This window comes from Lacimicrobium alkaliphilum, assembly GCF_001466725.1.
In the GTDB taxonomy this organism is placed as follows: domain Bacteria; phylum Pseudomonadota; class Gammaproteobacteria; order Enterobacterales; family Alteromonadaceae; genus Lacimicrobium; species Lacimicrobium alkaliphilum_B.
Genome location: NZ_CP013650.1, coordinates 181510 through 203152 on the forward strand (window position 1 = coordinate 181510; position 21643 = coordinate 203152).

Annotated in this window: 18 protein-coding genes and 1 pseudogene; 9 read left to right on the forward strand and 10 right to left on the reverse strand. The window is 52.0% G+C overall.

The window, feature by feature from the left end; translation table 11 throughout:
- Positions 1 to 24: 24 nt before the first annotated feature.
- The 5 genes from trmB to glgA all read left to right on the forward strand — a co-directional run bounded on the left by trmB (position 25) and on the right by glgA (position 5099).
- Positions 25 to 735: a tRNA (guanosine(46)-N7)-methyltransferase TrmB gene (gene trmB / locus AT746_RS00940; protein WP_420480308.1), complete on the forward strand. Its 711-nt coding sequence runs from the start codon at positions 25 to 27 to the stop codon at positions 733 to 735.
- On the forward strand, positions 735 to 1745 hold the full coding sequence (locus tag AT746_RS00945; protein ID WP_062475154.1) for a class I SAM-dependent methyltransferase: 1011 nt from the start codon (positions 735 to 737) through the stop codon (positions 1743 to 1745). The genes trmB and AT746_RS00945 overlap by 1 nt, the downstream gene beginning before the upstream one ends.
- Before the next feature lie 221 nt (positions 1746 to 1966).
- Positions 1967 to 2203 (forward strand): hypothetical protein, encoded by a 237-nt coding sequence (locus AT746_RS00950; protein WP_062475157.1) that lies wholly within the window; start codon positions 1967 to 1969, stop codon positions 2201 to 2203.
- Positions 2204 to 2436: 233 nt separating this feature from the next.
- Entirely contained in the window at positions 2437 to 3666 is a 1230-nt protein-coding gene (glgC, locus tag AT746_RS00955; RefSeq protein ID WP_062475160.1) for a glucose-1-phosphate adenylyltransferase, read from the forward strand.
- The gene (gene glgA, locus AT746_RS00960; protein ID WP_062475164.1) at positions 3663 to 5099 is read left to right on the forward strand and encodes a glycogen synthase GlgA; all 1437 of its coding nucleotides are present in this window, start codon (positions 3663 to 3665) and stop codon (positions 5097 to 5099) included. Before glgC ends, glgA begins: the two co-directional genes overlap by 4 nt.
- On the opposite strand, the gene AT746_RS00965 is transcribed toward glgA, so the two are convergent.
- On the reverse strand, positions 5085 to 5510 hold the full coding sequence (locus AT746_RS00965) for a DUF3293 domain-containing protein (protein WP_062475167.1): 426 nt from the start codon (positions 5508 to 5510) through the stop codon (positions 5085 to 5087). The two genes, glgA and AT746_RS00965, sit on opposite strands and share 15 nt — an antisense overlap.
- A 90-nt stretch (positions 5511 to 5600) precedes the next feature.
- Between AT746_RS00965 and AT746_RS00970 the strand changes: the two genes are divergently transcribed.
- The 3 genes from AT746_RS00970 to arcA all read left to right on the forward strand — a co-directional run bounded on the left by AT746_RS00970 (position 5601) and on the right by arcA (position 8604).
- Positions 5601 to 7247: an ATP-binding protein gene (locus AT746_RS00970; protein WP_062475170.1), complete on the forward strand. Its 1647-nt coding sequence runs from the start codon at positions 5601 to 5603 to the stop codon at positions 7245 to 7247.
- Entirely contained in the window at positions 7247 to 7786 is a 540-nt protein-coding gene (locus AT746_RS00975) for a YfiR family protein (protein WP_062475173.1), read from the forward strand. Before AT746_RS00970 ends, AT746_RS00975 begins: the two co-directional genes overlap by 1 nt.
- A 110-nt stretch (positions 7787 to 7896) precedes the next feature.
- On the forward strand, positions 7897 to 8604 hold the full coding sequence (gene arcA / locus AT746_RS00980) for a two-component system response regulator ArcA (protein ID WP_062475175.1): 708 nt from the start codon (positions 7897 to 7899) through the stop codon (positions 8602 to 8604).
- 77 nt (positions 8605 to 8681) lie between these two features.
- Here arcA and pmbA read toward each other — a convergent pair whose 3' ends face one another.
- Positions 8682 to 10013: a metalloprotease PmbA gene (gene pmbA, locus AT746_RS00985; RefSeq protein ID WP_062475177.1), complete on the reverse strand. Its 1332-nt coding sequence runs from the start codon at positions 10011 to 10013 to the stop codon at positions 8682 to 8684.
- A gap of 70 nt (positions 10014 to 10083) precedes the next feature.
- Here pmbA and yjgA point away from each other — a divergent pair, with 70 nt between their 5' ends.
- Positions 10084 to 10593 (forward strand): ribosome biogenesis factor YjgA, encoded by a 510-nt coding sequence (gene yjgA / locus AT746_RS00990; RefSeq protein WP_062475179.1) that lies wholly within the window; start codon positions 10084 to 10086, stop codon positions 10591 to 10593.
- Positions 10594 to 10606: 13 nt separating this feature from the next.
- Here yjgA and tldD read toward each other — a convergent pair whose 3' ends face one another.
- The 8 genes and pseudogenes from tldD to AT746_RS01030 form a co-directional block, all read right to left on the reverse strand.
- The gene (tldD, locus tag AT746_RS00995) at positions 10607 to 12055 is read right to left on the reverse strand and encodes a metalloprotease TldD (protein WP_062475182.1); all 1449 of its coding nucleotides are present in this window, start codon (positions 12053 to 12055) and stop codon (positions 10607 to 10609) included.
- Entirely contained in the window at positions 12039 to 12872 is an 834-nt protein-coding gene (locus AT746_RS01000; RefSeq protein ID WP_062475185.1) for a carbon-nitrogen hydrolase family protein, read from the reverse strand. Before AT746_RS01000 ends, tldD begins: the two co-directional genes overlap by 17 nt.
- Positions 12865 to 16689 carry a YhdP family protein gene (locus tag AT746_RS01005; protein ID WP_062475188.1) on the reverse strand — a complete coding sequence of 1275 codons (3825 nt, stop codon included), beginning with the start codon at positions 16687 to 16689 and terminating at the stop codon, positions 12865 to 12867. Before AT746_RS01005 ends, AT746_RS01000 begins: the two co-directional genes overlap by 8 nt.
- A pseudogene (rng, locus tag AT746_RS01010) lies at positions 16686 to 18151 on the reverse strand (ribonuclease G). Before rng ends, AT746_RS01005 begins: the two are co-directional and overlap by 4 nt.
- Positions 18148 to 18708, reverse strand: coding sequence for a Maf family protein (locus tag AT746_RS01015; protein WP_062475191.1), 561 nt, complete (start codon positions 18706 to 18708; stop codon positions 18148 to 18150). The pseudogene rng and the gene AT746_RS01015 overlap by 4 nt, the downstream one beginning before the upstream one ends.
- A 1-nt stretch (position 18709) precedes the next feature.
- Positions 18710 to 19189, reverse strand: coding sequence for a rod shape-determining protein MreD (gene mreD / locus AT746_RS01020; protein ID WP_062475194.1), 480 nt, complete (start codon positions 19187 to 19189; stop codon positions 18710 to 18712).
- Positions 19182 to 20048: a rod shape-determining protein MreC gene (gene mreC, locus AT746_RS01025; RefSeq protein ID WP_062475197.1), complete on the reverse strand. Its 867-nt coding sequence runs from the start codon at positions 20046 to 20048 to the stop codon at positions 19182 to 19184. The genes mreD and mreC overlap by 8 nt, the downstream gene beginning before the upstream one ends.
- An 80-nt stretch (positions 20049 to 20128) precedes the next feature.
- Complete coding sequence (locus tag AT746_RS01030; protein WP_062475200.1) at positions 20129 to 21172, reverse strand: rod shape-determining protein; 1044 nt, start codon at positions 21170 to 21172, stop codon at positions 20129 to 20131.
- Positions 21173 to 21643: the final 471 nt, after the last annotated feature.

Here is a 21643-nt window from a genome sequence, read left to right on the forward strand (position 1 = left end):
CCAGATTTAAGAGTGCCACAAACCATGACCGAGCAGCAGGCAGACACCCAACAGGGTGTGTATATTCGCAAGATCCGCAGTTTTGTTAAGCGCGAAGGCCGCCTGACTCAGGGCCAGGCCCGTGCCATCGACAAAAACTGGCCGGCCATGGGCCTGACCATGGAGCAGGGATTGCTGAATCTGACTGAAGTGTTTGGCCGCACTGCGCCTGTGGTGCTGGAAATCGGCTTTGGTATGGGTAAGTCACTGGTAGAGATGGCCGCTGCCGAGCGGGATAAAGATTTTATCGGCATCGAAGTGCACCGCCCGGGCGTCGGTGCCTGTTTAATGGATGCCGAAGCCAGTGAGCTGACTAATCTGCGTGTGATTGAGGCCGATGCCGTGGAAGTGCTGGAAAAGTGTATCCCGGATAACAGTCTCGCCCGCCTGCAATTGTACTTTCCCGATCCATGGCACAAAAAACGCCATCATAAGCGTCGCATCGTACAGCCGGACTTTGCTCAGCTGGTGCGCCGTAAACTTCACACAGGCGGTCTCTGGCACCTGGCCACAGACTGGCAAAATTATGCCGAACATATGCTGAAGGTGATGTCTGCGGCCCCCGGTTTCAGAAATCTCTCTGCCAGTGGCGACTATGTGCCACGGCCCGAATTCAGGCCACAAACCAAATTTGAACAGCGTGGTCAACGCCTGGGTCATGGAGTATGGGATCTGATGTTTGAGCGGGAGTCCTGATGTTAAGTCCGGTCAGTCAGTTATTAATACGCAACCGTGCCCGTTTCACCGGGCGCTGGTTACTGGTCAACCCTCAGGATGCGCAGGTATTTCAGGAGCTGGACGGGGATATCAGCGGTTTTCATCAGTATTTTGATATTTATTCCCAGGCCTGTGCGCAGGGGCAGAGCGAGAAGCACTATTTTGGTGTCAGCTACCCCCTCGAGGCGACCTTTGATGGCATTGTGATCATGATGCCAAAGGCCAAAGAACAGGCACAGATGCTGATCGCTAATCTGGTTCATTGTCTGGTGCCGGGCGGGCAGTTGTTGCTGGCCGGCGATAATAAAGGCGGGGTAAAAAGTGCGCCCAAAATCTTTGCGCCTTACAGCGAACATTGTGTGAAACTGGATTCGGCCCGCCACTGTGCTTTGTTCGGTATGCAGCCGGATAAGGCGACATCTGAATTTGCCGTCGACAACTGGCTTAAATTCGTGGATATGGCAGTGGCTGAACAGCGTTATCCCATCGCTTTTCTGCCGGGCGTATTCAGTGCCGGTAGCCTGGATCCCGCTACCCGTATGTTGCTGGAAAATCTGCACCCGGTGCCAAAGGGCCGGGTACTGGACTTCGGTTGTGGTGCCGGGGTGATTGGCTGTTATCTGGGCCTGAAAAATCCGGATGCAGAGGTGGTAATGACAGATGTCAGCGCCCTGGCATTGTATTGTGCTGAACAAAGCGCTGCCAAAAACGCCGTCAAAGCAAGGGTGATTCCGTCTCATGGCCTGAGCGCGGTCGAGGGTAAATTTGCGGCAGCTTATACCAACCCGCCTTTTCATACCGGTCTGAACACCGACTATGAAGTGACGCTGGGGTTTATACGTCAGCTGTCAACATACCTGCAACCGGGTGCCTGTTTACAACTGGTGGCCAACAGCTTTATTCCCTACCTGCCGATACTGCAGGAAAGTTTTAAAGCGGTAAAAGTGCAAACCGAATCGAGTAAGTTCCGGCTCTATCTGGCGAAATAGCAGTGCACTATTAAGGTGCTCTGCTGCCTTGTAACGACGCATTCACCAAAGTGTCACCCTCCCTTCACGCAGCTGTCATCCTCCTTGAATAGGCTTTAAAGCCCTTAATTCAGCCACTTCGGCTAAATATGATGTTTCTGGCACCAATTTTGTACCATCCGGCAATAGTACTGTTCTGTCGGTAGCGTAATTTTTCCGGGAAACCCCGAGGAGTATCACTTATGTCCAATGTGACCCCAATTTGTCAGAGATACGGCCATACAGAGACGATTTCAGCGATTAAAGAGCGTATCCGCACCATATTGGCAGGCATTCAGTTGTGTAATGAGCTGATCGCTGAAGAGCCGGAGTTCAGGTACCAGCATGAAATTCAGCGAGACAGGCTGGTTGATGAGCTGAACTATCAGCAGCAGCAAATAGCCAGTCTCAGAGGGCGCTATCTGGCACAAACTGCCTGAAGCAAAACCCGACGTGCCCTAATCCGGCACGGGAAAGTTTCCAGGGAAGCAAAGGCTCAGGGACTGAGCTCCCTTTAATCTGGGTTCCGCAGATGCGCTATCGGGCCATTCTTTGATCAGGATCAGCAACACAGTGCTGTAGGCCTGAGCCGGTTGACTATACTTTTCGCTGATACCCGGGCTCCTGATCGGGAGCCCAAAACCAATCCATCTTAATAGTATCAGGAGTATTCATGTCACGAACCCTAGCAATGATCCTCGCCGGCGGCGCCGGTACCCGTCTGTTCCCTTTGACACAGTCCCGTACCAAACCCGCAGTACCCTTCGCAGGAGGATTGAGGCTGGTTGATTTTGTTCTTAATAACTTTGTCAATTCGGATTTGCTGAAGATTTATCTGCTGACCCAGTTTAAATCTCAGTCTCTGAATATCCATCTGCGTCAGGCCTGGTATCTGTCCGGGCTGACCGGCAACTTTATCGACGCCATACCGGCGCAGATGCGCATGGGCGCCCGCTGGTACGAGGGTACCGCCGATGCCATCTACCAGAATATCAAGCTGATTGAAATTCATGACCCGGATAATGTATGTATTTTTGGCAGCGATCATATCTATAAAATGGAAGTCAGGCAGGTGATCCGCTATCACGAAAAGCGCGATGCCGCGCTGACGGTCTGTGCCACCCGGGTTCCTATTGAGCAGGCCAGTCGTTTTGGTGTGATAGAGGTTGATGATGACTACCGCATGATTGGCTTTGAAGAGAAGCCGGCCAAACCTAAACCCCTGCCTGATGACCCCGGCATGGCACTGGTCTCCATGGGTAATTATGTATTTGATACTAAGGTGCTGTTCAAGGCGCTGCACAACGATGCCGAAGACAAGCTTTCAAGCCATGATTTTGGCAGAGATATTATCCCCCGGTTGTTCCGCGATAAGCCGGTTTATGTGTATGACTTCACCCAGAACAAGATCCCCGGGGAAGAGCAGAGCAGCCATTACTGGCGTGATGTGGGTACTCTGGAGTCATACTGGCAGGCACACATGGACTTGCTGGCGTGCAAGCCGCCCTTTGAGCTGAATAACGAGAAGTGGCCACTGCGCAGTTATCATCCGCCGGTGCCGCCGGCCAGGATCCTGGCTGATGAAGAGGGCAATCACTCCGCTATCCTCAATTCCATCATTTCTTCGGGCAGTAAAGTGGTGGGGGCCAGAGTCGAACGCTCGGTGTTGGGCTTCAATACTTATCTTGGTGCTGGCTCAAGGCTTAGTGAATGCGTTATCCTCAGTAAATCTCATATTGGCGCCGGTTGCCTCCTCAACCGTGTGATTACTGACAAGGGTGTTAGCATCGCTCCCGGTACCGAACTTGGCGTCAACCCGGCACAGGATAAAGCCCGCGGGTTGACGGTAACGGACCAGGGGCTGGTGGTGATCCCCAAAGACATGAAGGTTGGCTTTGAATGAAAATACTCTTTGTGGTTTCCGAAGTGGAAGACCTGGCAAAAACCGGTGGTCTGGCTGATGTAGCCAAGTCTTTGCCGATGGCTTTGCGCGCTTTGGGCCATGATGTCAGGATTGTAAAACCTTATTACCGGCAACTGGCGGAGAAGTTCAACCTTGAGAATCTGACAGAGCCGCAGAAGCTGGTTTCGGGTGATAAAGAATACCGTTTTAATATCAAGCGTCTGGAGCTTGAATCCGTGCCGGTGTATTGCATTGACTATCCGGACTATTTTCACAGGAACGGGCTTTACTCTGATGGCTATGAGGCTTTCGGAGACAACGCCGAGCGTTTTGCCTTTTTCTCAGCCGCGGCACTGCAGGCGGCCAAAGCGGTTAATTTCCAGCCCGATGTGATTCATTGCAATGACTGGCATACTGCACTTTGTCCGTTTTTTGTGAAGCAGGACGAGAGTGAGTTTTTTGCCCGCAGTCGCACCCTGTTTACCCTCCATAATGGCGCTTATCAGGGCATCCACAAATTTGCCGATATCCCCTTTATTCGCCCTTACGGGGAACTGGCCTCACAGATAGACAGCCAGGGTAATCTTAATTATCTGCGCATGGGGCTGCGTTATGCCGATAAAATCAATGCGGTCAGCCCCAATTATGCCCGTGAGCTGCTGACCCCACTGGGTTCCCATAATCTGTATCAGGATTTCCAGCTACGGGCCAACGACGTCAGCGGCATACTCAATGGTTGTGACTATCAGCAGTGGGATCCGGCCACAGACAAGTTTCTGCCGAAAAATTATAATTCTGAATCTCTTAAGGGCAAGGCCGCCTGCAAAGCCGCGTTGCAGGAAGAAGCGGGCCTGCCGGTAAATGACAAGGTGCCGTTGGTGGGCATGTTATGTCGCCTGACTGAGCAAAAGGGCTTTGGTTATTTATTGCCGGTACTCAGCCAGTTACTTCAGCATAATGTGCAGCTGCTGGTAATCGGCACCGGCGACCCGGTGATCAGTGATGTACTCGAGTTTAATGCCTCACAGCACCCGGATAAGCTGGTGTTTCGTAATGATTTCAGTACCCGCATTGCCCATTTACTGGAGGCGGGTTGTGATTTCTTTCTTATGCCCTCGTTATTCGAACCCTGTGGGCTGAATCAGATGTACAGTCTGGCCTATGGCACTATTCCTATAGTGCGCGCTGTAGGAGGCCTGCGGGACACGGTGCTGGATCTGCAGATGTTGCCGGATCAGGCTACCGGCTTTATGTTCGAAGCCCCCGACAGTTCGGCGCTGTTAAACTGTGTACGCCGTGCCTTGTTGTTTTATCACGAGTATCCGCAAGAGTTTATAGCCATGCAGAAACGGGCCATGCGCCATCGTTTTACCTGGTATGACGCGGCACTGAATTATCAGGCGTTGTACCAGCACTGCTTACCTATGGATTAGTCGTTCGGCGAAATGCCCCAAAGAGCGTGTTGGCATGCCTTGCAGCAGGCAGGGGCAAAGGTAAAGTTCATCATTCTCAATCCAGAAAAAGGCATTCTGTTTAAACTCTCCGGCCAGGCTCATGGCCTGATCCTGTGTACAGGATACCAGCAGGCTGGGCTCCCGGTGCCTCAGATCCGGGCTGCAGCCAGAGAGTCTGATATATGGCAGGCTGAGCCGGTGAAGATGGTTGCTTAGCTTGTCGTTAAGTGCCGCGTTCTCGTTATCACTGAGTACTTTTCCGCGCGGGTTGCAGGCTGTCACAATGCCAGCCTGCGGCCAGTCAGGCAGCGGCTGCTCAGGCAGAAAAACCGTTTCACTGTAATGCTGCCAAAGCTGCCGGATCGCACAAGAATCTGTATTTTCAGTCATTTGAACGGTAAAAATTGTTAATTTCGGCAAGATTGTATCAATATGGTGATAAGCTTATCGATAACCTGGTGCAAGAATTAAAGCCTGACCATGCCAGAACATAAACGCACATTGTCTATCAAGAACCTGTTTATCTGGGTTGTGATGTCTATTACAACCATTGTGCTGATCCTGGCATCCACTATCTCCCTGTACATGCAGATTACCAATGCAAAAGAGGAAATGCAGGGTGAAGTGGTGACTTTCGCCAAGATCATCAGCCACAACGCCGCCAGTGGCATCGTCTTTAATGACAATGTTACCGAAGAGAAAAGCCTGGAAGCGCTCGCCGCGGCTACGGTTATCAATAATGTTCACCTGTATAAACTCAACCCGGCCAACGAACCTGAATTTTTTGCCAGTTACAATAAAACCGGTCAGGCGCCGGTGCGGGCAATGTTTGACCGCGTACAGGAATTGTCAGAGCCCAGATTCGGCTCAGATGGACTGGAACTGATTACGCCAATCAGGCTGGATGGTAATCACGTCGGTTATGTTTATGTGAGGGCGTCGACGGAGCCGCTTAATCAACTGACACTGAATACCGTAATGATCACCCTTTCAGTGCTGTTGCTGGCTCTGGTTCTGAGCTTTTTACTGACGCTGAGGTTACAGAAAATCATTACCCGTCCTATTGAGGACCTGGTGTATCTGGTACAGCAGATTTCCAGTCAGAAAGATTATTCTAATCGCGCTAATGCATCCAGTTTGCGGGAACTGGATATTCTGGCGGAGGCCTTCAATGGCATGCTGGAGAAAATTCAGCAGCATATCCAGCGCCAGGAGGAGGCCGAAGAAGAGCACCGCCGTCTGAATCTGAGCCTGGAGGAGAAGGTCAGTCAGCGCACCACTGCCCTTAAAGAGGCCAATAAGGAGCTGATTCAGACCCTCGAGAAGTTGCATCAGTTCCAGCGCCAGATCGTGCAAAATGAAAAAATGGCATCCCTGGGTGATATGGTGGCGGGAGTGGCCCATGAGGTTAATACGCCTATAGGCCTTGGGGTTACGGCTTCGACTATGATGCTAGACAGGCTTAACCAACTGCAACTGGATTTTAAGAACAAAACCTTAAAAGCCAGTGCACTGGCAAGGTTCCTGAATGAAGGGGAAGAGAACCTCAATATTATTTACCGCAACCTTAACCGTGCGGCTGAGCTGATCTCCAGCTTTAAACAGGTGGCCGTAGATCAAAGCAGTGAGAATACCAGGGTCTTCAGCTTCACTCAGTTGATGGATGAGATCCTGATGTCACTGCGGCCGAGATTGAAGAAGGTCAACCATGAGATCAATATAGATTGTGATCCGGATTTGGTGATTGAGAGCAAGGCCGGACCGATAAATCAGGTCATCATTAACCTGATTATGAACTCTCTGATTCACGGTTTTGAATTTATCGATAAAGGCCGCATCGACATTATCGTCAGGATGCAGGGCAACGACAGATTACATATCGACTATAAAGACAACGGCAAGGGTATCCCTGAGCACTTGTGCAAGCGCATTTTTGATCCCTTTGTTACCACCAAACGCGGTCAGGGTGGCAGTGGTCTGGGTATGCATCTGGCTTTTAATCTGGTCACTCAGGCACTGGACGGCTCGATCACGGTCAGCAGTGAGGAAGGTCATGGTGTGGCTTTCGAAATACTCTTTCCGGTGAGAAAGGTCGAAAGTCAGGCAGCTCAGGTAAGGAACCGGTGATGCTGATAATGGCAAGTTGCAAGCGCCTTTTATTGGCCGCAGTGTTGTTTACCTCTTTGTCAGCTACTGCCATAGGTTTTACCTCAGAGCAGCTAAGGGCGCCATTTTTACTGCATATTGCCGGTTTTACGCAATTTTCCGGGCCGTTGCCTGCGGCCTCGACTCTGCAGTTCTGTTTTCTTGAAGGAGAAGATTTTCCTCATGCACAGATATTTCGACAGGCACCGGACAAGACGGTGCAGGGCCGGGACGTTAATCTGCTGACCCTGAGTGATATCAGTGAAATACCCGATGACCAGCGCTGTCATCTGTTGTTTATCGGTGAAGAGCGGGAGAGTGAAGAGGTATTTGAATTATTGAACGAGTTAAATCAGAACACCATTTCCGTTGGTGAAAGCCTGAACTTTATTGAGCAGGGTGGCATGATGGCAATATTGCCTTTGCAGTCAAAGATGAAAATATTTTTTAATCGAGACGCGTACCAGAAGACCCAGTTGAAATTCAGTTCGGCGCTGTTAAAGCGAGTGAACTTTCGATAACAAAAGCCGTCCTAAGGGACGCGAGTTTCTGGTAAACTAAAGGGCTAGAGGCCCAGTGCCAGTGATAACATTAAATGCCGACAGGTATAACAAAGCGTGGAATTGACAAGATGCAGACTCCAAACATTCTTATAGTCGAAGATGAGGTAGTGACCAGAACAACCCTGACCAGCCTGTTCGAGGCTGAGGGCTATCAGGTGTATGAAGCTGAGAACGGTGAAGAAATGCATGACATCTTCGCTAATCACAGCATCAACCTGGTGATCATGGATATTAACCTGCCCGGCAAGAATGGCCTGATCCTGGCCAGGGAAGTACGAGATCGCAAGAATGTGGGATTGATCTTCCTGACCGGACGCGACAACGATGTTGATCGTATTCTGGGGCTGGAAATCGGCGCCGATGACTATCTGACCAAGCCTTTTAACCCCAGAGAACTGACCATCAGAGCCCGTAACCTGTTGTCACGCACGCTCAACAGCAGTGAAGATGATGATCTGCCGAATAAGGTCAGCTTCAATGGCTGGGTGCTCGACAGCGACAGTCGCAGTCTGATTTCCCCTTCTGGTAAAGAGTTCCGCCTGCCGCGCAGTGAATTCCGTGCCATGCACCTGTTTCTGCGTCACCCCGGTAAAATCCTTACCCGTGAACAGTTGATTATGGAAATGACCGGTCGTGAACTGCGCCCCAACGACAGAACCGTGGATGTGACCATTCGTCGCATTCGTAAGCATTTTGAGTCTGAGCCCAGTGCCGAGGAACTGATCGTCACCATCCATGGTGAAGGTTATCGTTTCTGTGGCGAAGTGGATGGGTGATTTTTTGTGAGGTGTGAGGAGTCAGGGGAGAGGTGATATCCTCCTCACTCTTTTCTCCTCTCACCTCACCAGATATCCTACTCCCCTGCTATCTGCATTCCATCCACTAATACCGAGCCACATTGCACTGCGCCACGTGTTTCGGTATCGGTACCGATGGCTCGGATATTCATCAGCATCTGAGCCAGGTTGCCGGCAATGGTCACTTCATGCACCGGATACTGAATTTCACCGTTCTCTACCCAGAAACCGGCGGCGCCACGTGAATAATCACCGTTGACGATGTTTACGCCCTGCCCCATGAGTTCGGTCACCAACAGGCCGGTACCCATCTGCTTAAGAAGCTGGTCAAAGTCCTGGCCACTGTTACTGATCAGCCAGTTATGTATGCCACCGGCATGACCATTGGTGGTCATATTCAGCTTTCTGCCAGAGTAGCTGGTGAGCAGATAGTGTTGTAAGACGCCCTGCTCGACGATGTCCATATCCCGGGTTGCGACACCTTCATGATCAAAAGGCGAACTCGCCAGGCCTTTTAGCAGATGAGGGCGTTCCTTAATCGTTATCCAGTCAGGCATTACCTGATGGTTTAACTTATCCAGTAAAAAAGAAGATTTACGGTACAGGCTGCCGCCACTGATAGCAGACACAAAATGGCCAAATAAGCCGGAGGCGATTTCATGATGGAAGATCACCGGCACCTTTGCCGTTTTTGCCTTGCGGCCGCCCAGTCTGGAAAGGGTGACGCGAGCAGCTTCCAGGCCAACCTTTTGGGGTGTATCAAGTTTATCAGGCTCACGACTGAGGCTGTAGGCGTAGTCCCGCTGCATGTCGTCGCCCTGTTTGCCGATCAGTACACAACTGAGGCTGTATCTGCTGCTGGGATAACCGGCATTAATACCATGACTGTTGCCATAAACTTTGACGCCGAGATTGGCGTTATAGGCAGCACCATCGGAATTAACGATGCGGTTGTCTGATTCAAAAGCCGCCTTTTCTGCTTCGATGGCGAATCGGATACCGGCCTCGGCATCCAGCTCCTGGGGGTGATATAGATCTAAATCGGGAATATCACGGGCGATAAGGGCCTCATCAGCCAGTCCGGAAAACGGATCTTCGCTGGTGTAGCGGGCGATCTCAATGGCTTTTTCTACCGTCATTTTCAGTGCCTGTGGGCTCAGATCTGCCGTTGAAGCACTGCCCTTGCGCCGGCCCACATAAACGCTGATGCCCAGACCACCGTCATTGGTAAACTCCAGCGTTTCGATCTGCTGCATTCTCGAAGACACAGAAATGCCCTGAATTTTGCTCATGCTCGCTTCAGCCTGAGTGGCACCGAGTTTTTTCGCCAGTTTCAGGGTGTCTTCTACTATGTTTTGAATATCTGTCAGTGTCTGTTCTGGATTCATATTCTGGAACTGCTGCCTTAGTGTTACAATCGCTCGTATCTCGGCACAGTGTAACATTAAAGATTAAACGATGACTGAAATGTGGCAAGACGAAGAGGATTTTGAACCCAAGAGTAAGACCCAGCTCAAGAATGAGATGCATGAATTGCAGCAACTGGGTGTGAAACTGGTGGATCTGGGGCAGGGGGCGCTGGATAAAATCCCTATGCCAGCGGATCTCAGGGAAGCGGTTATGCTGGCCCGACGCATCAACCGTAAAAAGGAAGGTTTCCGTCGCCAGTTGCAGTTAATCGGTAAACTGATGCGCAATACCGATGTGCAGCCTATTCGCGAGGCGCTGGATATACTGGAGAACAAGCACCAGCAACTGGTAAAACAACACCATCATCTTGAGCAGCTAAGGGACGATATTATCGCTCAGGGAGACGATGTGATTAATCAGGTGGTTGAAGAACACCCTGTGCTGGAGCGGCAGAAACTCAGGCAGCTCAGTCGCCAGGCAAACAAAGAAAAGGCGGCCAACAAGCCGCCAAAATCATCCCGTGAGTTGTTCCAGTATCTTAAAGGTGAACTGGAATAAGCTGGGGCTGGTATCAGGCAGTCCCGCCAACGGTAAGCTGATCCACTCTCAGAGTGGGTTGGCCGACGCCCACAGGTACGCTCTGGCCATCTTTTCCGCATACACCCACACCTTTATCCAGCGCCATATCATTGCCAATCATGGACACCTGACGCATGACTTCAGGGCCGTTACCGATCAGGGTGGCCCCTTTGACCGGGGTGGTGATTTTGCCCTTTTCTATCAGATAGGCTTCTGAGGTGGAAAACACGAATTTACCTGAGGTGATGTCCACCTGGCCACCGCCGAAGTTCGGCGCATACAGCCCTTTATCTATACTGGCGATAATTTCTTCGGGCTGATAGTTTCCGGCCAGCATATAGGTGTTGGTCATACGGGGCATGGGTAAATGGGCATAGGATTCACGTCGGCCATTGCCTGTGGCGGCCACGCCCATCAGCCGGGCATTGAGTTTGTCCTGCATATAGCCCTTTAATACACCATCTTCGATCAGTACATTGGCCCGGGTTGGTGTGCCCTCGTCATCCATATTCAGCGAGCCGCGTCTTTGGCTCAGGGTGCCGTCATCCACCACGGTAACGCCTTTGGCCGCCACCTGTTCGCCAATACGGCCGCTGAACGCCGAGCTGCCCTTGCGGTTAAAATCGCCCTCCAGGCCATGGCCAACGGCTTCGTGTAACAGCACGCCAGGCCAGCCATTACCCAAAACCACTGGCATGGTACCGGCAGGAGCATCGATGGCCTGCATATTGACTCTGGCCATATGCAGGGCTTCATCGGCCAGTTGCTGATATCTGGGCTGACCCTTTTCCAGTTCCAGCAACCAGCTGTATCCGTAACGGCCACCCATTCCAGCGCTGCCCCGTTCACGGCGGCCATCTTTTTCCATCAGCACAGAACAGTTGAGTCTGACCAATGGCCGGACATCGGTACTGTATGTGCCATCGGTGGAGGCCACCAGAATCTCTTCATAGACACCGGTGAGGCTGACAATAACCTGGCTGATATCCGGCTCCAGCTGGCGAACATGTTGATCCAGGTTACGCAGCAGTGTCACTTTATCCTGCTCACTCAAATCGGTTAAGGGATTAAAGGCCTGATATAAAGACTGGCTTTTAGGGTTCTGCCCATGAAAAGCGGCAACCTGATGTTGGCCGCCGGCACGGGCAATACTGCGGGTAGCTTTACAGGCCTGAAAAAGGGCCTCTCTGGAGATTTCATCTGAATAGGCAAAGCCGGTTTTTTCACCGCTGACGGCACGTACGCCGACACCGCGCTCTATGTTATAGCTGCCATCTTTAATAATGCCGTCTTCCAGCACCCAGCTCTCGTGATGGCTGGACTGAAAATACAGGTCGGCGAAGTCATTGTCGTGGGCATAGATAACCCCAAGAGCCTGCTGTAAGTCCTGCGCCTGCAGATCTGAGGCATGGAGTAAATTTTGTTCAACCTGTTGATTCAATCGAATAGCTCCTGAATTGGTTGTGTTGGCTGACGGGCATATTGCGGCGGATTTTCTGCAGTTCTTCGTTATCCGGACTGGCCTGAACAATCCCTGCACCATGGCGAATCATATTCAGCACTTTGCCCCAGGGTGACAGAATGACCGAGTGGCCATAAGTCTGGCGGCCATTGGCATGTTCTCCGCCCTGATTGGCGGCTACCAGATAACATTGTTTTTCAATGGCTCTGGCCTGCAACAGTGGCATCCAGTGGGCCTGGCCGGTTACCTGAGTAAATGCAGAGGGCAGCGCCAGTACATCCACCTGCTCCATTGCCTGAAACAGCCCCGGAAAACGCAGATCATAACATACTGCCAGACCAAGACGTCCAAAGGGACTGTCGACCACCACTACCTTGTTGCCAGCCTGGGTTGTGGCCGATTCTTTGTAGCTGCGTGTATTGTCTTCTACCTGTACATCAAACAAATGGATCTTCTGATATTCAGCTACCTGCTTTCCCTGCGGATCAAATAACAGACAGGAGGCCGTAAATTTGTTGTTGTCGGTTTGCGATTGCAGGGGCATGGTGCCGGCTACCAGCCAGATTCCATACTTTCTGGCCAAATCCGACAGGGCTGACTGAATCGGCCCCTGCCCCGGCGGTTCGGCCAGTTCCAGTTGTTTTTTATCACTGCCGCCAAAACAGGCGAAGCATTCTGGCAGCACCACCAGTGTCGGCTCATTCACCTGCAGATTAGCAAGTTGCTTGTCCACCTGCTGCAGATTCTGCTGCGGGTCTGGTGTTGAAATCATCTGTAAGGCAATCAGGTTAGCCATTTACTGCCTCCTCTGTATTAATTTCCAGCGCGCCTTTATTCTGCTGCTGTTCCTGAGGTAATGCCTTGGCCGGCAGCTGAATTTCTCTGCTGTCACGGCCCAGCTCCTCTAGTACCGGCTCATCCAGGGTGCCGGTAAGAGAATACTTGATATTGGATATCACCTTGGCAGAGGTTAACACTTCATCGATGGCCAGTGCAGCAATAGCCGCCGGCGTATTAATCATCCACGCCAGAATCACCGGCAGGCTGGAGGTCACTTTAGGGGTAAAGCCGATATTGTAATTGATGGCCTGGGTATTGAGATCCGTATATCCGGCCAGGGTCATTTTGCCGGCAGAGCCATCTATCAGGGTATCTTCGGTGCTGACCAGGCCATCTTCGATCTGGAAGGTGCCGCCCATCTGGTCATAGAAGAAACCTTTGGCAAACACATCACGAAAGTCCAGTGTGAGTTTGCGGATCAGGGACTCAAGGCTGAGGATGCTGAATATTCGTGCGCCTTTATCGCTGACCTCAGTCAGATAGCCATCGCTTAAGCGCCAGTCTACATCCCCGCTCATGGTGGCAAAGTTGAATTCATAAGGCGCCTGTTGCCAGTTCAGATCAAAATCCATACTGGCTGAGGAGTCCCGTACGCCGGCATCAAAGCCGAAGTCCTTGAGCAGAGCACCGAAATCGTCGGATTCGAATTTGCCCGCCAGCCGGGTTTCGTTGCGTACATCACCTATCAGCCAGTCACCCGTGGCGGTGAGCCGGTCGCCATTGCGGCTGATATCCAGGGTTTCTATCTGCATGCCGTGACTGGCAGGGCTCAGTTTCAGACGCACCTTGCCCAGCTCACGGCCATCGTAGCTGCACCGCCTGCAGTTAACTTCCAGTGGTGGCAGGCTGTTACTCCTGTCGGGCTCGGGCTTTGTCTGTTGTTGCCAGGCCGGCAGGTTGAGGTAATCGGCGTCGATTCGCAGGCCCCGACCGCGCCAGTCATGGCTGATTTCAATATCGGCGCGGCTTTGGCTTGAATTGAGGCTGGCCAGCCAGGCGATATCGGTGTTCTTAACATTGACTTCAACCCGGTTGAACTCGCCACCAAACAGATCCAACCGCTCGGCGTTAACAAAGATCCGCTCCGGCATTGCCAGCAGGCTCTGCTCGGGTTCTTCGATGGAGCCCGTTAATGCCTGCAGGCTTTCATAGACCTTTTCGGCACTAATAAAGGGCAGGTTGGCAGAAATGCTGAAGCCCGTGCCCATGCCGGTGAAGCTGCTGTCTCCCAATGCCAGATGGGCCCGTGAGAAACGCATCTCTTTATGGGGTAACAGGCCATTGAATCTGACCCTGTCACCAAACTGAATGCGTACATTGGAGACCAGTTCATCACCTTCCACATTAATCAGCAGGGGTTTGTCCTGCTCCAGGGGCTTGGCGAAAGGATCGGGCAGGGCTGAGGCAAAACCGGCCATATCAGATTGCAGGTGGAACTCATATTCATAGCCCTGCTCTGGCAGACTGAGATTGAGCTCTGCCTGCCAGTCGGCATTGCCCTCCACAAACTCGGCCAGACCACTGCCTTGTTCGCTCAGCAATTGACGCACATCCCAGTCACCGGCAAGACTGATGTCGGCGCTATAGTTGTCTTTTTTCTGTTTGCCGGCCAGGCTCACAACAATATTGCTTTGCAGCAGCCGGGCCTGCAGATCTTCGGCGGCAATTTTGTCGTTTACAAACTCAAGCTCGCCGGTGAGCTGGTCCAGGTTCAGATCCAGGCTCTGTATATAGACCGGATTATCAGCAAAACGGACAATGCCGCTGGCGACCACGTTAGTGCCGCTCAGCGGGATCTCAAGATTCATGCTTGTGCTCAGATCGCCCCCGATCTGAATTTCCGACAGCACTTTTCCCAATGAGTCAGCCATCTGGCTGTTATTCATCAGTGCAGTAACATGCTCACCACTGGAGCGGGTATTGATATCGACAGACAGTATCGCATCACTGACCAGTCGTGGGATCACTGCAGTGACCTCGCCAATCTCCAGGTCCTGCAATTTGCCTGACTGGCTGGTCATGGTCAGGCTCTCGTTTTCAAACAGCAATTGCATATCCAGTTCAGTCAGCGACGGCCAGTTGGGATCAAAGTCGAATTCACTGTCTTTGATAGCTACCCGGGCCTGAAAGACCCCCTGGTCTTCGGCAAAGGGAAACTGATCCACCGGCCCATGCCAAAGTACCGTTGCCTGATCTATCCGGCCCGACACCAGAGCTCTTTCCAGATAAGACTGAGTGCCTTTTCCCATCAGCTCGCCGGGGAAATAATCCCGGGCGTGTTCTACGGCCATTTCTTCAATACGTGTTAGCAGACTCAGATTGTTATTACCTGACTGATAATGCAGGGCCTGTGTCAGCTGCAGATTCTTACTGTCGAAGTGGATTTGTGGGGCGGCAATGCTAAGTTGTTGTTCTTCAAGGCTGAAATAAATATCCCCTGCCAGTTGCTGGTAATCCAGATTATTACCAAGCAGCAATTCGCTGTGCAGTGTGCTGTCCTGTGCATCAAACTGAAGGCGACCTATGTTATAGCGCCAGTCCATACGGCCCGACAGATCCCGCAGACCAGGCACCAGCGCGGTCTGGGTGGTGCTGAAGTCTTTAAATTCCAGTGCCAGCGCGGTACCGGCACCGTCAACGGCAACGCTGAGCCCGGTGATATCGGCTTGTGGATCGAGCTGCGATAATTCAGCAAAACGCTGCTGCGGCATAAACAGGGCGGCGAGAGGGAACACTGATCCCAATCCGAGCCTGTCTGTGTGCATCTCAAGTTCACCCAGTGCCGTGCGCTTGCCCCGGAAGTTAAGACTGACAGGCTCGTGCTGATTAATCTGCAGTTGCAGATCGTGGATAGCGTAGTGCCATTCTGAGCCTGTGGGTTTGGCACTGAAGTTGCCATCGATCAGTTGCAGGTCCAGGGTAGTGCCATCTTTCCAGCGAAAACGACTGTCATTGATATCCGCCTGCAACGAGGTGGGCTGGGAGTCATTAATATCTGCCCACAGAGTCATATTGACCCGGGCAAAAGCCAGATCTTTGTCGCTCGGATTCAGTTGCTCAAGCCAGGGGGAAATATCCAGGTCTTTGGCGTCGGCGTAAAAGGTGCCGTTAAGGTTATCTTTGCCACCCTGCAGGTCGAGAATAAAACGGGTCGAGTTACGGGTCAGCTCGGCCACCTGCATTAATCCAACGCCCTGATGCTGGTTGTCTTTGTTCAGCCAGCTCAGCTGCTCAATATGCACCTTCTGGCGCTGGCGGTTGGTGGCCAGAAAAAGCTCGCTGTTATTGACCGAGAAACGATGCAACTGCTCAAGAAACAGTTCTTTCAGTGCACCGACTACGGGGTAGTCAGAGCTGCCGGCTTCCAGCCGTGGAATATCCAGTGCCAGGGTCAGGCCATTAAGATTAAAACGCTGGGATTGAAAGCGTCTGTTGAGCAGGCTGGACCAGAAGTCGAGTTCTATCTGGGTTTCCTCGATATTCAGCTGAATCGGTGAATCCAGTTGGTTATTCAGGGCGATATCCTGTAGCACAATGGCCGGCCCGGTACCTTTCCATGCGGCACTGATACTGCCAATTTTCAGATCGGCGCCATATTGCTCACTGATATAACTTTCAAGCCAGTGTTTGTGGTCGTCCATGTGCGGCAGCGCCAGGCGCAGCAGGCTGAGCAGTACTGCCAGTGTCAGCAGTAGCACTGCGCTTAAGGTCCAGATTTTTCTTAAGGTCCAGGACAGGTAGAAGATGACCGGCCTGCGGGTGGCTGTGGTCACATCATCACCACGTCGTACTTGTCCTGATGATACAGGGGTTCTGTCTGAACCTTGATTTGTTTACTGACAAACAGCTCAAGTTCGGCGAGCATATGTGACTCTTCTCCCATCAGGGCGTCAGCCACGGCGGGAGCGGCATACACCACGAATTTATCGGCATCATAGGCCCGGTTTACCCGCACAATTTCACGCATGATCTCAAAACAGACGGTTTCCACTGTCTTCATCGAACCGCGGCCCTTACATACTGGACACTCGCCACACAGAATATGTTCCAGACTTTCGCGGGTTCTTTTGCGGGTCATTTCAATCAGGCCCAGTGCGGTAAATCCATGAATATTGATTTTTGCCCTGTCTTTGCTGGTGGCCATTTCGAGGCTGTGTAGTACCCGGCGCTGATGATCGCTGTCGGTCATATCGATAAAATCAATGATGATCATACCGCCGAGATTGCGCAATCTGAGCTGACGGGCAATGGCCAGGGTGGCTTCAATATTGGTATTGAAGATGGTTTCCTCGAGATTGCGATGGCCTACAAAAGCGCCGGTATTGATGTCTATGGTGGTCATGGCTTCGGTCTGATCGATGATCAGATAGCCGCCGGATTTAAGATCTACCCGACGCTCCAGCGCCCGCTGCACTTCGTTCTCTACATCGAAAAGATCAAAGATGGGACGGTCACCCTGATACAGTTCCAGCAGGCTGTGCAAGCCCGGCACATACTCCTTGGTAAAGTCTACCAGCTCATTGAATACCAGCTTGGAATCGATACGGATCTTGTCCAGCTCGGTGCCGACAAAGTCGCGCAGTACACGGCGGGCGAGGGGCAGGTCTTCATACAGCACATGGGTCTTGCGTTCTTTTTTGCGTAATTTGACTTTGTTCCAGAGGCGGCGGAGAAACTGGGCATCCTGAGACAGTTCGTCCTCTTTGGCGCCCTCTGCGGCCGTGCGCAGAATAAAGCCGCCCTCGTCGTCACAAAAGGTCTGTACCAGCGTTTTCAGCCGTTCCCGCTCCTGTTCATCTTCAATCCGTTGCGATACCCCGACATGAGAGACACTGGGCATAAACACCAGATAACGGGAAGGCAGGGTGATATCTGTGGTCAGTCTTGCCCCTTTGGTACCGATAGGATCTTTGACTACCTGCACCACAATATCCTGGCCATCTCTGACCAGGTCGCGGATATCCTGACGTACCAGGTGGTTCTCAGTGACCTCATCAATGACTTCGCTATGAATAACAATATCCGAGGCATGCAAAAATGCGGCTTTTTCAAGACCGATGTCCACAAACGCAGCCTGCATGCCGGGGAGCACCCGGCTGACCTTGCCGCGATAAATATTGCCCACCAGCCCCGTTTGGTATGACGCTCAACATGCACTTCCTGCAATATGCCGTTTTCTATCAGCGCCACTCTGGACTCAGAGGGGGTCACATTGATCAACAGTTCTGCACTCATAACACCTGGTTTTCCCTGAGTAATTCGCTGGTTTCATACAAAGGCAAGCCGACCACTGCGCTATAACTGCCTTTGATATGGGTCACAAACTGGCCCGCCAGCCCCTGGATCCCGTAGCCGCCGGCTTTGTCTTTCGGCTCCCCGGTTTGCCAGTACCAGTCGATTTCTTTGTCGCTGAGCACTTTGAAACTGACTTCGGTGAGCACCAGCCGGTGCTGAAGACCGTGGTCTGTGTACAGGGCCACTGCAGTCATCACCTGATGGGTGGCACCGCTTAGCAGCGCAAACATCTTCTTAAAGTCGTCTTCATTAACGGGCTTGCCCAGCAGTCGGTTTTTGCATACCACCAGGGTGTCGGCCCCCAGTACGGGATCAATATGACCGCCCCTCTGTCTTCCCGCTTCGGCCTTTTTGCGCGCCAGCCTGACTACGTAATCCCGGGGGTCTTCATTTTTCAGCATGCTTTCGTCCACATCCATCGGCAATTGACGAAAAGGCACCTGAAGCTGCTTCAGAAGCTCAGCGCGACGGGGTGAGCCAGATGCAAGAATCAACATATCAATTCACCTTGAGTTGTCGGCGTACTTTGCGCAGGATAAGAAAACACCAGGGCCAGAACAACATAGTGGTGAGCACCGGCCAGAGGTACGTAAACATAAAATAGATGTCAGTAAGCAGATGCTGCAACCAGAAAATCACCAGGTGATACAAAGAGGTCAGCAGGCCCACCATAAAGGCCTGTTGCCACACAGAGTAGTTCCGCAGGCGCTGGTAATTCGCGGCCAGGATAAAGATCACCAGACTCAGTGCAAAGCCATGAATACCCAGTGTGGTGCCCAGTAACAGATCCAGCAGCAGGCCGTTGATAAACGCCACGCCCACATTGACCCGTTGCGGCAACGCCAGGGTCCAGTACGCCAGTACCAGCATGACCCAATCTGGTCTGAAAGGATCGGCCACAATCGGCATTGGCATGATTTGCAGCATTAATGCCACCAGCAGGCTGATAGCAATAGTGTAATTACGCAGGCTAAACATCGGGATCCTGTTGCTGGTCAATTACCGGCTCTTGCGGTGCATCATCAGGCCAGAGCAACAGTAAGTGTTTGAGTCTGTCCAGTTGCGCGGCTGGTTTGGCTCTTATCAGGGCGAAGGGCCGGGTTTCATCCCGGACCACCGCGGTAATCTCACCGACCGGATAGCCTTCAGGGAAAACGTGACCCAGGCCCGACGACACCAGAATATCACCCACTTCGATATCTGTGCTGTGAGGTACATGATTGATCGTCAGCCGCGATAACTGCCCTGAGCCTGAAGCCACCAGACGCACATCGTTACGTACAATTCTGACCGGTACACCGTGGGTCACATCGGCGATCAGCAGCACCCGGCTGGTGGTGGTACCTACCTGCATGACCTGGCCGACAATGCCTTTGTCATCCAGTACTGGCTGGCCTTCATAGACACCATTAATGGTACCTTTATTAATCACAATCTGATGGCTGTAGGGGTTGTTGTCTACGGCCATCAGCTCGGCAACGATCTTTCTTACCCCGGGCCGCACCGGCGAACCAAGCAGGCTGCGTAATCTGTCGTTTTCTTTTTTCAGCAGGTTAAAGCGTTGTATCTCTTCACTCATGAGGATGTTTTGCCGGATAAGACGGGCATTCTGATCCAGCAACTCACGCTGGGTAGTCACAGCACTGGATGCCTGATTCAGCATCTGACCCGGTAAATTGGCCATATACTGCAAAGGGCTGACCAGTGAGTTGAGATAAAGTCTTACGGTGCTGAAACTGTCGAGCCTGTGGTCGAGAATAATCAGCAGTAAAGACAGCAGGCTGGCAAGGACTAACCTGCTGACCAGTGACGGGCCTCTGGCAAATATGGTATCCATATTAAGCAAACAGGCTCTGGATGCAGAGCGGGTTCATCGCGAACTTGCCCCTGAATAAAACCATAGCCTGATTGTCCACCTTATTCGTAACTGAACAGGTCGCCGCCGTGCATGTCGATCATTTCCAGCGCCTTGCCGCCTCCGCGAGCCACACAGGTGAGCGGATCATCGGCAATCACCACAGGAATGCCGGTCTCTTCCATCAGCAGGCGATCGAGATCTTTGAGTAATGCACCACCACCGGTCAGTACCATACCGCGCTCGGAAATATCCGATGCCAGCTCTGGTGGCGATTGTTCCAGTGCCACCATCACCGCAGAGACGATGCCGGTGAGGGGTTCCTGCAGGGCTTCAAGAATTTCGTTGGAGTTGAGGGTGAAACTTCTGGGCACCCCTTCGGCCAGATTACGGCCACGCACTTCAATTTCGCGAACTTCTTCACCGGGGTAAGCGGCGCCGATTTCATGTTTGATGCGCTCAGCGGTGGCTTCTCCAATCAGGGAGCCGAAATTACGGCGAATATAATTGATAATGGCTTCATCAAATTTGTCACCACCGATACGTACCGATGATGAATAGACCACACCGTTAAGTGAGATAATCGCCACTTCAGTGGTACCGCCACCGATATCTACCACCATCGAACCTGTGGCTTCAGAAACCGGCAGGCCGGAGCCGATGGCTGCCGCCATGGGTTCATCAATCAGAAACACTTCCCGTGCACCAGCGCCAAGGGCGGATTCGCGGATAGCCCGTCGCTCTACCTGAGTGGAGCCGCAGGGCACACACACCAGCACGCGAGGGCTTGGGCGGAGGAAATTGTTGTCGTGCACCTGTTTGATAAAATACTGCAACATTTTCTCGGTAACATAAAAGTCGGCAATCACGCCGTCTTTCATTGGCCGGATGGCCTTGATATTGCCCGGGGTACGGCCCAGCATACGCTTGGCTTCGGTGCCTACTGCTGCGACACTTTTGGGGCCACCGGCTCGCTCCTGGCGAATGGCAACCACCGAAGGTTCGTTTAGCACTATGCCCTGATCTTTCACATAAATCAGTGTGTTGGCTGTACCCAGGTCGATAGATAAGTCATTAGAGAACATTCCACGAAGCTTTTTGAACATGAACAGACCCGGTCCTTATAGTCCCCATTTTGGGTAAAACAGGGTATTACTGCAAATTGCCTAACTTTACCAATGCCCCGGTCACTGCACAAGTTGACAGTGACTACTTAGGTATAAAAAAAGGTAAAAAGTGGATTTTTTTGCCTTTGGCCAGAAATTTCTGACCAAAGTCAGAAAATCTGTCTTTTCGCTTCAGGCACAATGGCATCATTCAGACAACAGAATCGCCATATCATTCCACGGGCAAGCAGAATTCAGTTTAAAGGTAGGTTGAAGAGATTTCACCGCAGAGTCGCAGAGCAGTATCAAGTAGATACCAATTTATTGGACTGCCCCAGAATATTGATCGAGTAAATTCGACCCTACAACTCAGTGGTGAATTACAGCATTAAATTCGATCTCGCAGAGGCGCAAAGCCGCAGAGGACACAGAAACTTGAACCTTTAACCTTCGTTACCTCCGCGACTCCGC

Excerpts from the sequence above, each read along its gene's own strand:
- AT746_RS01015 (WP_062475191.1), bottom strand. The coding sequence starts at position 18,708 with ATGTTGATTCTTGCATCTGGCTCACCCCGTCGCGCTGAGCTTCTGAAG.
- AT746_RS00945 (WP_062475154.1), top strand. The coding sequence starts at position 735 with ATGTTAAGTCCGGTCAGTCAGTTATTAATACGCAACCGTGCCCGTTTC.
- AT746_RS00975 (WP_062475173.1), top strand. The coding sequence starts at position 7,247 with ATGCTGATAATGGCAAGTTGCAAGCGCCTTTTATTGGCCGCAGTGTTG.
- mreD (WP_062475194.1), bottom strand. The coding sequence starts at position 19,189 with ATGTTTAGCCTGCGTAATTACACTATTGCTATCAGCCTGCTGGTGGCA.
- AT746_RS00965 (WP_062475167.1), bottom strand. The coding sequence starts at position 5,510 with ATGACTGAAAATACAGATTCTTGTGCGATCCGGCAGCTTTGGCAGCAT.
- glgA (WP_062475164.1), top strand. The coding sequence starts at position 3,663 with ATGAAAATACTCTTTGTGGTTTCCGAAGTGGAAGACCTGGCAAAAACC.
- mreC (WP_062475197.1), bottom strand. The coding sequence starts at position 20,048 with ATGGATACCATATTTGCCAGAGGCCCGTCACTGGTCAGCAGGTTAGTC.
- AT746_RS00970 (WP_062475170.1), top strand. The coding sequence starts at position 5,601 with ATGCCAGAACATAAACGCACATTGTCTATCAAGAACCTGTTTATCTGG.
- yjgA (WP_062475179.1), top strand. The coding sequence starts at position 10,084 with ATGACTGAAATGTGGCAAGACGAAGAGGATTTTGAACCCAAGAGTAAG.
- glgC (WP_062475160.1), top strand. The coding sequence starts at position 2,437 with ATGTCACGAACCCTAGCAATGATCCTCGCCGGCGGCGCCGGTACCCGT.
- trmB (WP_420480308.1), top strand. The coding sequence starts at position 25 with ATGACCGAGCAGCAGGCAGACACCCAACAGGGTGTGTATATTCGCAAG.
- AT746_RS01030 (WP_062475200.1), bottom strand. The coding sequence starts at position 21,172 with ATGTTCAAAAAGCTTCGTGGAATGTTCTCTAATGACTTATCTATCGAC.
- AT746_RS00950 (WP_062475157.1), top strand. The coding sequence starts at position 1,967 with ATGTCCAATGTGACCCCAATTTGTCAGAGATACGGCCATACAGAGACG.
- pmbA (WP_062475177.1), bottom strand. The coding sequence starts at position 10,013 with ATGAATCCAGAACAGACACTGACAGATATTCAAAACATAGTAGAAGAC.
- arcA (WP_062475175.1), top strand. The coding sequence starts at position 7,897 with ATGCAGACTCCAAACATTCTTATAGTCGAAGATGAGGTAGTGACCAGA.
- AT746_RS01000 (WP_062475185.1), bottom strand. The coding sequence starts at position 12,872 with ATGGCTAACCTGATTGCCTTACAGATGATTTCAACACCAGACCCGCAG.